Origin of the sequence: Cloacibacillus sp., assembly GCF_020860125.1 — a bacterium.
Classification (GTDB): Bacteria; Synergistota; Synergistia; order Synergistales; family Synergistaceae; genus Cloacibacillus.
The window spans coordinates 1-14,108 of record NZ_JAJBUX010000088.1; the positions used below are offsets into that span (position 1 = coordinate 1).

The following is a 14,108-nucleotide window of genomic DNA, read 5'->3' on the forward strand; positions in this document are numbered from 1 at the left end:
GAAATATCAGCTAATATAAATTGACATTATCAAAATATATTACTATAATTTGATTACATTAAAAATATCTTTTGTCATTTTTTGATTCTATAAAAATTATATTTTGCGCTAAGGGATCAACATAAAATTTTAAGAGGTGATAATCCTGAACAAGTCGTTAGAAATGGATTTTTCCCGGGTAGGCTACTCCAATAAGATACGCGAAGTTGCTTTGGGAACAAAAGATATCTCATTGGAGGAGTTTATTGCCGTCGTGCGGTACGGCAGCAGAGTGGTCCTAACAAGGGAATATCTTGAGAGGGTGACAAAATCACGCAGCCTGGTGGAAAAATTTTTGGCGGAGAACCGGGCGATCTACGGTCTGACCACGGGGTTCGGCGATAATGTACGCAGGGTGATCCCGCAAAATGAAGCGGAGCTGCTTCAGCGTAATATCATACGTTCTCACTCCGTATCCGTCGGAGAACCGCTTTCCGAAGAGGGGGTGCGCGCCCTCTGGCTGATGCAGCTTTTGAGCCTTGGGCGCGGCTATTCCGGCATCCGTCCCGAGGTCTTACAGCTGATTGCCAATTGCCTTAACAAGGGCATTTTTCCCGTCGCGCCGGCTGAGGGATGCATCCAGAACCTGCCGGTCGAAGGTTATGTGAACCTGGTGCTGATGGGTGAGGGACAAGCTTGGTATGGAGGCCGGCTTATGTCGGGAGCCGATGCTCTGACCGCAGCGGGGCTGAGACAGATCTCTCCGGCCTGCAAAGAAGGGCTCTGCCTTACTAACGGCATCAACGGCGCCACAGGCGTCGCGCTTATCGCCCTTAATGATTCTATCGTGGCGGCGCAGACGGCGGATATCGTTGGGACGATGGCCTATGAGGTATTGCGCGGCACGCTTCTCGCCTGTGATCCAAGGCTGCATTCCGTGAAGGCTCATGCGGAGCAGGCAGGGGCCGCGGCGAATGTGAGAATGCTACTGCATGACAGCGAGATCGCGAAAAATTCCCTTCATTTAAGAGTTCAGGACCCTTATGTTATTCGTTGTCTGCCGCATGTGCACGGAGCCGCTAAACGGTTTATTAAAGATGTGGCCAGAAGCCTCCTGCGCGAGATGTTATCCTGCAACGACAATCCCGTAGTTTGGCCCGAAGATGGCGGCGAAGGTTTGATGGGGTCAAATTTTGACGGTACATACACCGGAGCGGGAGCCGATATTCTCTGTATGGCCTGTGCCAACCTCGCGAAAATATCCGAGCGCCGTACCGATAAGCTGACCAATCAAAGTCTGAGCGGCGGTTATCCGGCATTTCTCGCACAAACTCCCGGCGTGGACAACGGTTATATGATCCCCCAATACACGGCGGCAGGGTTGGTTGGGGAGATTCGCGGACTCTGTATCCCCGCCACCGGCGACAGTATTCCTGTCAGTGCCAACTGGGAAGACCCGATCAGTATGGCGTGGTGGGCGGCGATGAAGGCGGTAGACGTTACCCGTAAACTGCATTACATACAGGCTATAGAGCTGATGGTCATGGCCAGAGCCTTTGACCTGACGCCGGCCGAGGCGGGAAGGTTTTCCAGCATTACGACGCTGGTGCACGATAAAATTCGCGCCAAGGTCCCCTACGTGAACGGAGACAGATATTTCTCTCCCGATATAGAAGAAATCTATTCGCTGGTATCGGACGGGAATATTGTCAGAGAAGTTCAGTCCGTCACAGGCCCGCTTGTATTTTAAAAGGCCGCGGGGATATTGGAAAGGAGAAAAACCATGGAACAGATCGCCAAACTGGATTTTTCAAAGATCAGTAAGGCCAGCCAAATAAAAGAGGTATGTATAGGGCAGGAGCCTCTGCCTCTCGAAGAATTTATCGCCGCGGCGCGGTATGGGGCGAAGGTGCGATTCTCAAAAGAATACATCGAAAGGGTTGTCCGTTCACGCAGGCTGGTGGAAAAAATCCTCGACGAGAACAGGGTCGTCTACGGACTCACGACGGGATTCGGCGACAATGTGCGCACCATTATTCCGCAGGATGAGGCGGTGCAGCTTCAATATAATATTCTGCGCTTCCACGCCGTCTCCGTCGGCGAAGCAATGCCGGAAGAGGGAGTGCGCGCCATCTGGCTCATGCAGTTGCTGAGCCTTGGTATGGGATACTCGGGCATCAGATTTGAGATGCTGGAGTTGATTGCCAAGTGCCTGAACGCCGGAGTTTATCCCTTTGCGCCCAGGTACGGCTCGGTACAGGCGCTGGTAATAGAGGCGCAGATGAACCTTGTCCTCATTGGAGAGGGAAAGGCCTGGTATAAGGGTGAACTTCTGGACGGATGCGAAGCGCTTGAACGCGCAGGCCTCGCCCCGCTGACCCCCAGCTGTAAAGAGGGGCTGTGTCTGACTAACGGTTCCAACTCGGCGACGGCGTTGGCGGCGCTGGCCCTGTACAACGCAGTCATTGCGGTACAGACGGCCGATATCGCGGCGGCGATGTCCTATGAAGCGCTTAAAGGAAATATCCTTGCCTGCGACGAAAGGCTCCACTCGCTGAAAGAGCATCCCGACCAGTCTCTGTGCGCGGATAATATCCGCCGACTTCTCGGCGACAGCGGTATCATCCGTGAGAATAAGGGAAAACACGTACAGGACCCGTTGGTGCTCAGGTCTGTGCCCCAGATGCACGGAGCCGTTAAGTGTTATATAAAAGACGCCGGCCTCAATATTATGGAAGAGATGGCCTCATGCAGCGATAACCCGATCCTCTGGCCAGAGGGAGACGACGGCGTGGCCCTTATGGGGGCGAACTTCGACAGCACCTTTTCCAGCGGCGCCGCCGACATCATTTCGATCGCCTCGGCGAATCTGGCCAAGCTGCTTGAGCGCAGAATAGACAAGCTTACAAACCGCAACTTCAGCGGCTATCCTGCTTTCCTGGCGGAAAATCCCGGCGTGGACAACGGTTATATGATAATTCAGTATACGGCGGCGGGACTTGTCAACGAAATAAGGGGCCTTGCCCTTCCGGCAACTGCCGACAGTATCCCCACCTGTGCAAACTGGGAGGATCCGGTAAGCATGGGGCTTCTCGCCTCGCAGAAGGCCTGGGATATATCGCAAAAGCTGCAGTATATAGTCGCCATTGAGTTGATGGTGACTTCGCGTGCTTTCGACATTTTTAAAGAGGGCGAAGGTCGTTTCGCCTCCGCCACCAAGGCCGTACACGACAAGGTCCGCGAAGCGGTCCCCCCGCTTACCGGTGACCGCCACCTGACGCCGGAGATAGAAAGAGTCAAGGAGATGGTGGCTGATGCGGAGTTCATCCGCACCGCAGAGGCCTATGTCGGTGTCCTTAGTTTCTAGGGATTTTACGCCGCATAGCAGCAGCGAAGAGAAAGGAGAACAGCAATGGACGAAGTCTCTGTACTTGTTCCTTCAAAGATAGGGAGAGCGGATAAAATAAAAAAAGTCACACTCGGCCCCGGACCGCTGAGTCTGGAGGAGTTTATCGCCGTCGTGCGGTACAATGCCGAACTTGTTTTTTCTCCTGAGTATATAGAGAGAGTTTCGGCATCACGCGAACTCGCGGAAAAATTCCTTGCCGAAAACCGTAAGATATATGGTCTTACCACTGGCTTTGGAGAAAATGTCAGTCGTATAATCCCTCAGGACGAAGCCGTGCAGCTGCAGGTGAACATCCTGCGTTCACACGCGGTGTCTGTTGGCAAGCCGCTTAAAAGGGAGGCGGTGAGGGCCGTGTGGCTGATGCAGCTGCTGAGTCTGGGCAAAGGTTATTCGGGCATTCGCCTTGGGGTCCTTTCGCTCATCGCCGAATGCTTGAACCGCGGCGTGACCCCCTATGTTCCCGGTGAAGGTTCTGTCCAATATCTGGCTATAGAAGCGCAAACCAATCTTGTCCTCATGGGTGAGGGACGTGCCTGGTATGAGGGAGAGCTTTTACCTGCGGCGGAGGCTCTTGCCCGCGCCGGTCTCAAGACCTTTATCCCCGCCTGTAAGGAGGGATTGTGCCTGACCAACGGCGCGAATTCGGCGACGGGACTGGCCGCGATTGCGCTCTATGACTGTGCTGTCGCCGTACAAACCTCGGATATCGCGGCGGCGATGTCTTATGAGGCGTTAAGGGGAAATATCCTTGCCTGCGATCCCAGGCTGCATTCGTTGAAGGAACACCCCAACCAGGCTGCCTGCGCGAGAAATATTATGAAATTGCTGGCAGACAGCGGCATCGCCGCCAAATATAAGGGCGTGCGTGTTCAGGACCCGCTGGCGCTGCGTTCCGTACCTCAGATGCACGGCGCCGTCAAATGCATGGTGCAGGACGCTTCAAGGGATATCCTTGAGGAGATGGCCTCATGCAGTGATAATCCGATCCTCTGGCCTGGCAGGGATGAGGAACTTGGTTTGATGGGAGCAAATTTTGACGGTACATACCCGAGCGGTGCGGCGGACATTCTCTGTGTGGCGGCGGCCAACCTCGGCAAACTTGTCGAAAGGCGCGTCGATAAACTGACTAACCGCCATTTCAGCGGCTATCCGGCCTTCCTTGCGGAAAACCCGGGGGTTGATAACGGCTACATGATCGTCCAATATACGGCAGCCGGTCTGCTGAATGAAATAAGGGGGCTGGCGCTGCCGTCGACCGCCGACAGCATCCCCACATGCGGCAACTGGGAAGACCCCGTCAGCATGGGCTGGTGGGCATCGCGCAAGGCATGGTACGTAGGTAAAAAGATAGAGTATATCCAGGCCATAGAGATAATGACGCTCTGCCGGGCCTTTGATATGATGCCCGCCGGTGAGGCGCCGTTTTCCTCCGCCACTCGGGCGGTGTATGAAAAGGTCCGCGAGGTTGTTCCTCCAGTCAGTGGAGACCGCCATTTTGGACCCGATATCGAAAACGTCTTTAAACTGGTCCGCGACGGAGAGATGATCAAGGCCGCGGAAGGGGTAACTGGGACACTGGAATTCTAGGATGCGTATCCGTATGGCAAGAATATTTGATAAAGGGCGAAAAGAGAGGGTGCATCTATGGAACATATAGCTACTCTTGATCCTTCCAAAATAGGAAGGGCGAATGAAATAACACAGGTGACGATCGGCGCCGGAGCCGTCCCATTGGAAGAATTCGTCGCCGTTTCCCGCTATGGGGCGAAGCTCGTCCTCTCGCAGGAATACCTTGAGCGAGTTACGAGGTCCAGGGCGCTGGTAGAGAAATTTCTTGCGGAGAACAGGGCGATCTATGGACTGACGACAGGTTTCGGAGACAACGTGAGAAAGGTTATACCACAGGAAGAGGCAGTACAGCTGCAGCTGAATATTCTGCGCTCGCACGCCGCCTCCGTGGGAAAACCGCTTTCCGCCGAATGTGTTCGGGCTAACTGGCTGATGCAGCTCTTAAGCCTGGGCAGAGGTTATTCGGGGATACGCCCCGAGATGTTGTCTCTCATCGCGGATTGCCTGAACGAAGGCGTCGTCCCTTACGCGCCGGCTGAGGGGTCCATCCAGTCTCTTTCAGTGGAAGCGAATATAAATCTCGTGTTGATCGGAGAAGGGCGCGCTTGGTACAAAGGAGAGCTTCTAAACGGCAGAGAAGCTTTGGAAAGAGCCGGTTTAAAGCCTCTGATGCCTGCCTGTAAAGAGGGGCTTTGTCTTACTAACGGTATCAACGGAGCTACCGGTATCGCGCTGATCGCTCTTTATGACAGCCTTGTCGGCGCGCAGACCGCCGATGTCGTGGCGGCCATGGCTTATGAGTCGCTGCGGGGAACGATCATGGGATGCGATGCGCGGCTGCACTCGCTCAAATATCACTCCGAACAGAGCGGAAGCGCGGAGAACATTAGAAACCTGTTGGCGGACAGCGGCATTATGGCTAAATATAAAAACGCTAGAGTTCAGGATCCCTATATTCTGCGGTCGATCCCTCAGGTACACGGAGCGGCGAAACGTTTTTTGCGCGACGCCGCGACCTCGCTGCTGCGCGAGATGGCTTCATGCAATGACAACCCCATTGTCTGGCCGGAGGACGGAGACGGAGACGGGCTGATGGGCGGCAACTTTGACGGTACATATACCGGTGCCTACGCCGACACCATCTGCATTGCCGACGCCAATCTGGGAAAATTTTCCGAACGCCGCATGGACCGGCTGACCAACAGGCATTTTAACGGCGGCTATCCTCCGTTCCTTGCGGAAAAGCCCGGGGTGAACAACTGTTATATGATAGCTCAATATACCTCGGCCGGTCTAGTTAGCGAAATACGCAGCCTGTGCATCCCTGCTACGGGGGACAGTATCCCGGTAAGCGCGAACTGGGAGGATCCGATCCCGATGGCGTGGTGGGCGGCGATGAAAGCCGCGCAGGTCGCGGAAAAACTGGAATACCTGCTGGCTATCGAACTTATGGCGCAGGCCAGGGCCTTTGACCTGACGGATACCTCCGTACACGGGACATTTGCCAAGGCGACGATGAACGTACACGACCTCATAAGGACGAAGATCCCGCCTGTAACGGAAGACCGTCATTTCGGGCCGGAGATCGAGACGGTTTATCAGCTGGTCAAGCACGGAGATATATTGAAGACGGCGGAAAAAGAATCAGGAACGTTGAAATTTTAAGGTTTCATCTATACTGGCAGTTATTTGTTCTAAAAATATCATATATTATGGAGGGGCATTTGAAGTATGAAAACTGGCAAAATTTCGGTATTTACAGCGGCACTGTTGGCGATGGTTTTCATCACGGGCGGAATGGCGGAGGCTAAAAAGCCGATCACGCTTAAATTCGCCGGTATCAACCCGGTAGAACATTCGTCTACGGTAGAGATGAAAAAGATGGCGAAGAATATTGAAAAAGAGACGAACGGGGAGGTTAAGGTCAGAGTATTCCCCGCTGGGCAGCTCGGTGACTACACACTGGTATACGAAGAAATTACCAAGGGCACGATCGATATGGCGCTTATTCCCATACCGACCGAATATGAGCCGAAACATCAGATAACGCTGGTGCCCTGCCTCGCCAAGGATTATAACGACGTCAAAAAGATTTTTGCTAAAAATGGCTGGCTATACAACACGGTGGATAAACTCCATAAAAATTTAGACGTCGTATTTCTCGGTTTTCAAATCGAGGGCTTTGGCGGTATAGGATCTGTCAATAAGATAAATGATCCATTGAATCCCAAAACGCCGAAGAATATGCTTTGCCGCATATCGACGATGGAGTTGGATAAATTTGTGCTTGACGCCCTAAATTACGCGACGGTCACCGTACCATATTCGGACCTTTATACAGCACTACAGACTGGGGTCGTCGAGGGTTGGTATGGCGGCGCCGCGGTGCACAGCTATCAGGGTTATAGGGATGTTCTGAAAAATTACTATAATTTTAACCTTTTTGTTGAGGCATATCAGCTCGTCGTATCAAAGAAGAGCTGGGATAAGCTGACCCCCGAACAGCAGGCGGTTATCGCCAAAGATGCTGATATCCTCTACAAAAACAGCATTACCATCGCGGAAAAAGAGGAAAACGAATATCTGAAGAAGATGAAAGAGGCCGGTATGAATGTCTACGTTTATACCGCCGAAGAGCTCACGCCGATAAACGAGCGGGTCAAGAAAGTTGTCTGGCCGAAGCTGGACAAGCTTCTTGGCAAAGAACTCACCAATGACCTGATGAAACAGTTTGCGGCGGATAAATAAAATCAGCCTTGACTGATGAGCGCGGCGTGCTCCTGAAACCGCGCCGCGCCCATTCAACGAAATGAAAGGAGTCCGTGTCGTGTTCACTTTGCTGGCAAAAGCAGAAAAAATATTGACGGGATTTGAAGAGGCGATACTGGTAATCGTCGGTCTGGCCGTTCCGTCTTTGGTGACGCTGGGCGTTTTTTTCAGGTATATACTGAAAACGGATCTCTTTGGAATTGAAGAAATAGAGATTTTCTTCGCGATGATCCTCTACTTTGTCGGCGCGGCGTATGCGAGTTATAAAAAAGCGCAGATAACGGCCGACCTCACACAATCAATGATAAAAAGCTTCAAGGTACGCAAGTTCTTTGCCGTTCTCTCAAGTTTTGCCGCTCTTGTCGCGGTAGCGGCCTTCTGTTATTGGACGATAGATCTTGTCGAGTATGCTTTTATCAGAAATCCCAAGACACCGGCATGGAAAATTCCGCTTGTTTTGGAATATATCGCGGTGCTGTTCAGCTTTATCGTAATGACGATATACGCCTTAAGAGACTTTTGTCTTGCACTGGCCAGAAAGCCGGATTCTTCGGTAGAAGATGGCGGCAGGTAAATGAAGGGAGCAATGAGATAATGGTTATCCTTGGGTTGTTTTTCCTTTTGCTGGATCTGGTTATTGGCATTCCCGTCCCCTTTGCCTTCCTTCTTACCGCTATGTATTTTCTTCTCACCGGCGATTACGAACCGACGTTCATGGTCCCTTATGCGGTCAAGAACCTCAGCAATACAGTTATTTTCTGCATCCCTCTTTTCATCCTGGCCGGAAAGCTGATGGAGCGTGGCAACATCGCAGACAAGCTGATCGGTCTGGTGGAAGAATCCGTCGGGCGGTTCAAGGGCGGCCTGGGGATCGTCGCGACCGTATCCTGCGCGGTTTTTGGCTCGGTGACCGGCAGCGCCGCGGCGACGCTGACCTGCATCGGTTCGATAATGATCCCCAGACTGGAAAAGGCCGGTTATCCGAGAGGGCATTCGACGGCGCTTCTGGCTAACTCCGCCGTTTTGGGAATGCTCATTCCTCCGAGCGGGATCATGATTCTTTATTCATGGATGGGCGGTCAGTCTGTCTTAGCGAGCTTCCTGGCGACAGTTGTTCCAGGTATCGCGCTGACATCGCTTTTTTCTCTCATAAACTGTTTCCTGCTCAGGAAGGACCCGAATATCGTGGTCCCCGTGATCCCTGAGGCTGACAAGACGGCGGCGCATAAAATCCTGCGGCTGAAAAAGGCCTCTCCCGCGCTCATGATGCCGGTAATAATTCTCGGCGGCATCTATTCGGGTATCATGACGCCGACCGAGGCGGCGGCTGTAGCCGTCGTTTATGCGATCCCAGTGGGGATGTTTATCTACAGGGGGCTGACGCTGAAAGGTATCAAAGAGACGCTTATCGATTCAGGCATGGCCACGGGCACGATAATGATCATGATGTTTGGCTGCTCGGTACTTGCAAGAATGTTCGTTGAAGAGGATCTTCCGGGGGCGATCCTTCAGCTTCTATATTCGATCTCTACGAACAAATATGTAATACTTCTGATGCTGAACCTATTTATGATAATCCTGGGAATGTTGGTCGACGACACGAGCGCCGTACTGCTCGCGACGCCGATAATGATCCCGATCATTACCGAGATCGGCGTGAGTCCAGTGCAGTTCGCGGCGATCGTCGCCGTGAATTCAGGCATGGGCAACATCACGCCGCCCTGCGCGCCGCTTCTTTATCTCGCGGGAGCGGTCGCTAAATGTCCGATAAACGAAACGCTGCGTGTAACATGCTATCTTCTGTTTTTTGGCTGGCTGCCGATCCTGATATTAGTCACCTATTTTCCAGCGTTTTCAATGTGGCTTCCGGGGCTGGTATTGGGGATTCGCTAAAAAGCCGTCGGTCGAGATCAGATTACGTAACATTCTCCTCCCCCATTCCGCAGGGCTGCTAAATTCTGACGTTTAGCAGCTCTGTGGATGTTTTTGTCATATGTGCCGTTCAGCAGGCGCGTTTTCCCACCTCTTCGGCGATCTTTTTGAAGGTCATGACCACTGGGCTGACGTTTTCTTTCCGGTAAACTGTGCCGAGGGTGAAGCAGGGCTTGGAGCCCTCCAGCGGGCGGTAGACGACGTGCGGATGCTGGAACTGCTGCTGCTTGGAGGCGATGAAGCCGATGCCGAGGCTGGAGCCGGCGAAGGCGATGATGGCCTGCGCCGGCGAGACTTCGATGATGTTTTTGGGGCTGAACCCCGCCTGCAGGCAGAGCGAAATTATATTGTCATACTGAAGCGGCCCCATCCGCCGCGGGAAGAGGATGAATGTCTCGTCCTTTAGGTCCTTCATCGTCAGCCCCTCTTTGCCCGCGAGAGGATTTTCCCTGGACATCACCACCTCGAAGGGAATTTTGGCGATGTTGCTGGATCCGAGCGTTTCGTCCTCAAAGGGCGGGTGGCCGAGGCCGATGTCTATATGGTTCTTCCGCAGCTCCTCTTCCTGCGCGGCGGTGTCCATCTTATGAACGATCACCTTGATGTTGGGCAGCGTCTTTTTCATCTCGGAGATGATATCTGCGAGCAGGATATATATCGCCGGTATGGTGGCGCCTATCGTGATGCTGCCGCTTATTCCCTTTTCGATCTGACGGACGAGATTGCCCGTCTCCCGCATTCTTTCAACGATCTCACGCGCCCGGACGAGAAACAGCTCGCCCGCAGGCGTAAGCCGTACCTGCCGGTTGGTGCGGAAGAGCAGCGTCGCCTGGAGCTCCGCCTCAATCTGTCTCAGCTGCTGGCTCAGCGCCGGCTGCGTCAGCATCGATCTCTCCGCCGCCCTGCGAAAATTCAGCTCCTCCGCGAGGGCGATGAAGCACTCCATCTGTCTTATATTCATCCTGTCATACCTCGCCGGTCTCTCTAATAATAAGTTTTTTTTATTATACAATGCAAAACAATAATTGGACAGACTCGTTTGAAGATTTTATCCTTAATACGCTGATCAGCAACGTTAAAAAAGACACAAAGTCGCGCAATAAGCAATAAAGGGGAGAAGAAAAAATGGCCTCCAACTTCGGGAACAGAGAATCCCTGAAAATCACAAAGATAGAAACGATCGTCGTCAACGCAGAGATGCGCAACTGGATCTTCGTAAAGGTCTGTACGGATCAGGACGGTTTGTATGGCTGGGGCGAGGCGAGCCTCAACTGGAAGACTAAGACCGTCGTCAGCGCCGTGGACGATCTCTCGAGAATGGTCGTGGGCAAAGACCCGCGGGATATCGAATATTGTCTGGAGTGCATGAAAAAGCAAAGTTACTACCTCCTGGGCATCATCGGGGTTACGGCGATGAGCGGCATCGAGCAGGCGCTGTGGGATATCTGCGGCAAGTATTACGGCGTTCCCGTCTGGCGTCTGTTGGGCGGCAAGGTCCGCGACAGGGTCCGCGTCTATACGCACCTTGGCCTCGGCGACATGCGCTCCGTCTACGAGACCTTCGAAACGGCGCGCCTGGTGGAGAAGGCGCAGGCCGTCATAGAGAAGGGATACGACGCTTTGAAGGTGGTGTTCATTCCCTACAGCGGCTATCTGGCCGGGAACGCGGAGAGAAAGCAGGTCGGCCGCCTGATGGAGGCCCTGCGCGGCGCTGTCGGGGATTCCATAGATATTATGATAGATTTTCACGGACGCCCGGAGTCAACCGCCTGCGCCCTCGACTATATCAGGGAGCTTGTCCCTTACGCCCCGATGTTCTGCGAGGAACCGGTGCAGCCCGGCGATACGGAGTCGCTTCGTTTCGTAACGGAACATGCCGGATGCGCGATCGCCTCGGGCGAACGTCTCATCGGTTTTGAGGAATTTGTCCCCGTCTTTACGGCGCGCGCCCTCCATGTGGCGCAGCCCGATCTGAGCCACACGGGAGGCTTCCTTGAGGGTAAGAGGATCGCCGCGCTTGCGGACGCCCATATGATCGGCATCGCCCCGCACAATCCCAACGGCCCCATCGCGGGCGCGGTTGCCCTCCATTATGACATATCGGTGCCCAATTTCGTGATACAGGAAGAGATGAGCAAGGCCGTTCCCTGGTATGACGACGTCGTCACCGCCTCCCCGATAAAGAGGGAGGGCTCCTTCTGGAGTCTCCCGACCGAGCCGGGGCTGGGTATCGAGGTCGATGAGAAAGAGGCCGCGAAACATCCCTACAAGGACGACGTGCTCCATTCCGCCTCCGCGCTTCTGGGCGACGGAACGGTAACTAACTGGTAAATGAGGGTGAACGGAAGATGATTTCATTCAAATGTCCCGGAGGGGTCTATAACGCGATACCGGGCCGCATCCTCTTCGGAAGGGGATCGCTGAAAGATGTCGCCGGTGAGGTCGAACATCTCGGCGGCAAAAAGGCGCTGGTAATTTCAACGCCGGGCAGAAAGCCTCTGGCGGAGAGAACGGCGGCGCTTATCGGCGGCAGCTGCGTCGGCATCCTGCCGGAGGCGGTGTCGCAGGTCCCGATAGAGCTGGCCATAGAGGGAAGGAAAAAGGTAAGAGAGATGGGGGCGGACTGCCTCGTCACCGTCGGCGGCGGCGCCGCGGTCGGATTGGCCAAGGGTATTGCCTACGAGGTGAAACTTCCCATCATAAATATCGCGACGACATATTCAGGCTCCGAGGTGACCGGTTTCTGCGGCATGACGATCGACGGCGTGAAGCAGATGCACATCAGCCTCAACATGCTTGCGAGCACGCTGATATACGATCCCGAGCTTACGCTCTCGCTGCCGGTGAAGGTGAGCGCCGCGAGCGCGATGAACGCTCTCGCGCACTGTGTCGACGCCGTCTATGTTTCCACCGTGAACCCCGTCGTAGCGATCGCCGCAGCGGAGGGGGCGAAACATGTTTTTGAGGCAGCTCCGGCGGTGGCGGCGGCTCCCGATGATATAGAGGCGCGGGAGAGGCTTCTGTTAGGTTCGTACCTCGCGGGTATAGCCCTCACCGGCGGCTTTGCGCTGCAGCACGGGCTGGCCCATGTGCTTGGCGGCACCTTCCATATAGAACACGGGCTGGCGCACGCCCTTGTGCTGCCCTATGTCGCGGCCTTCCACGCGCACCGTGTCCCCGCCGCCCTCGTCCCGATCGCGGCGGCGCTGAAAACGAATGTCTCCGACCTCGGCGGCGCGATCTACGATATGCGCGCGAAGCTTGGCCTCCCCAGCAGCCTCCGGGAGACGGGCTTTGCCGAAAAGGACCTTGATAAGCTCGTGCGTATCACTATTGAGACGGATAACGGCTATAACCCGGTACCGGTCACGGAAGAGGCCGTATCGGAGATCGTCGCTCAGATGTGGGGCGGGGAGCGCCCGCGGCGTTGACCGCGTTTAATGGGAGCGGAGGCATGTCTGCGATGAAGATATCCATGATAGGCGAAGCCTGTAAACATAAAGAGGAGCTTATAAAGCAGTGCGCGGCGGAGCTTGAGATAAGAGAGCTTCCCGCGGAGGCGGCCTACTCCGCGGAGTATGACCCCCAGATAGCGGGCAGCGACGTCGTCATCACTCTTAAATACCGGCGTCCGGCGGGCGAAGGGCCCGATTTCCGGGTGCTCCAGGTCCCCGGCGCGGGGCTGGACGGGATAGAGACGAACTCGCTTCCCGCCGGCTCACTGCTCTGCAACGTCTACGAGCACCAGATCCCCATCGCGGAATATGTCATGACGGCGATGCTGGAGTGCGAACTGCGTTTCTCGGAGATGCGCCGCCGCTTTGACCCGCGCCGGTGGGCGCCGCTCTACTATTCACGGGTGCCGCACGGGGAGCTTTACACGAAGACGCTGGCCCTGATCGGCTTCGGCGGGATCGCGCGCGAGATCGCCAAGCGGGCGAGGGCCTTCGGGATGAGGATAACGGCGGTCGATAAATATGCGAAGGACCCTGACGGCCTCGCCGATTTTCTGACGGACAATGGTGGGATGGACCATGTTCTTAAAGAGGCGGACTATCTGGTGCTGGCCTGCCCTCTCACGGCGGAGACCGAGGGAATGATAAACGCCGAACACCTCGCCGTCATGAAGGAGAGCACCGTGCTGATCAACGTCTCCCGCGGACCGCTGATCGTCGAGGCGGATCTGTATAAGGCGCTTAAAGAAAAACGCCTCGGCGGGGCCGTGCTTGACGTGTGGTGGCGCTATCCCAAGAACCGGAACGATGAAACGGCTCCCGCGGACCTTCCCTTTGAATCGCTGGACAATGTCATCTGCACGCCGCATTCTTCCGCCTGGACGAGAGAGCTGATGTGGAGAAGGTACGGCGTCATCGCGAAGAATATTGAGAATCTCTCCGCGGGCAGACCGTTAAGAAATATTATCGATTACAAAGGCTAGATGTTTATATAC

Annotated in this window: 11 protein-coding genes; 10 read left to right on the forward strand and 1 reads right to left on the reverse strand. The window is 54.6% G+C overall.

Annotation, left to right across the window (positions count from 1 at the left end; translation table 11 throughout):
• The first annotated feature begins 163 nt into the window (after window positions 1-163).
• From LIO98_RS11275 to LIO98_RS11305, 7 genes are all read left to right on the forward strand, one after another.
• Window positions 164-1,729, forward strand: a complete 1,566-nt coding sequence (locus LIO98_RS11275) for an aromatic amino acid ammonia-lyase (RefSeq protein ID WP_291957040.1) — start codon at window positions 164-166, stop codon at window positions 1,727-1,729.
• A 33-nt stretch (window positions 1,730-1,762) separates the two neighbouring features.
• Window positions 1,763-3,346: an aromatic amino acid ammonia-lyase gene (locus LIO98_RS11280; RefSeq protein ID WP_291957042.1), complete on the forward strand. Its 1,584-nt coding sequence runs from the start codon at window positions 1,763-1,765 to the stop codon at window positions 3,344-3,346.
• Window positions 3,347-3,391: 45 nt separating this feature from the next.
• Complete coding sequence (locus tag LIO98_RS11285) at window positions 3,392-4,975, forward strand: aromatic amino acid ammonia-lyase (protein ID WP_291957044.1); 1,584 nt, start codon at window positions 3,392-3,394, stop codon at window positions 4,973-4,975.
• Window positions 4,976-5,032: 57 nt separating this feature from the next.
• The gene (locus tag LIO98_RS11290) at window positions 5,033-6,622 is read left to right on the forward strand and encodes an aromatic amino acid ammonia-lyase (protein ID WP_291957049.1); all 1,590 of its coding nucleotides are present in this window, start codon (window positions 5,033-5,035) and stop codon (window positions 6,620-6,622) included.
• Between the two features lie 66 nt (window positions 6,623-6,688).
• Complete coding sequence (dctP, locus tag LIO98_RS11295; RefSeq protein WP_291957052.1) at window positions 6,689-7,705, forward strand: TRAP transporter substrate-binding protein DctP; 1,017 nt, start codon at window positions 6,689-6,691, stop codon at window positions 7,703-7,705.
• Window positions 7,706-7,817: 112 nt separating this feature from the next.
• Window positions 7,818-8,300, forward strand: coding sequence for a TRAP transporter small permease (locus LIO98_RS11300; protein WP_291957055.1), 483 nt, complete (start codon window positions 7,818-7,820; stop codon window positions 8,298-8,300).
• Between the two features lie 20 nt (window positions 8,301-8,320).
• On the forward strand, window positions 8,321-9,619 hold the full coding sequence (locus LIO98_RS11305) for a TRAP transporter large permease (RefSeq protein WP_291957058.1): 1,299 nt from the start codon (window positions 8,321-8,323) through the stop codon (window positions 9,617-9,619).
• Window positions 9,620-9,728: 109 nt separating this feature from the next.
• On the opposite strand, the gene LIO98_RS11310 is transcribed toward LIO98_RS11305, so the two are convergent.
• Window positions 9,729-10,619 (reverse strand): LysR family transcriptional regulator, encoded by an 891-nt coding sequence (locus tag LIO98_RS11310; RefSeq protein ID WP_291957061.1) that lies wholly within the window; start codon window positions 10,617-10,619, stop codon window positions 9,729-9,731.
• A gap of 164 nt (window positions 10,620-10,783) precedes the next feature.
• On the opposite strand from LIO98_RS11310, the gene LIO98_RS11315 reads away from it, so the two are divergent.
• The 3 genes from LIO98_RS11315 to LIO98_RS11325 are packed head-to-tail and all read left to right on the forward strand — an operon-like array spanning window position 10,784 to window position 14,096.
• Window positions 10,784-11,989 (forward strand): enolase C-terminal domain-like protein, encoded by a 1,206-nt coding sequence (locus LIO98_RS11315; protein ID WP_291957064.1) that lies wholly within the window; start codon window positions 10,784-10,786, stop codon window positions 11,987-11,989.
• 17 nt (window positions 11,990-12,006) lie between these two features.
• A complete protein-coding gene (locus LIO98_RS11320; protein WP_291957067.1) occupies window positions 12,007-13,089 on the forward strand; it encodes a maleylacetate reductase in 1,083 nt (360 codons plus the stop codon).
• A gap of 32 nt (window positions 13,090-13,121) precedes the next feature.
• Complete coding sequence (locus LIO98_RS11325; RefSeq protein WP_291957069.1) at window positions 13,122-14,096, forward strand: 2-hydroxyacid dehydrogenase; 975 nt, start codon at window positions 13,122-13,124, stop codon at window positions 14,094-14,096.
• The last annotated feature ends 12 nt before the right edge of the window (window positions 14,097-14,108 follow it).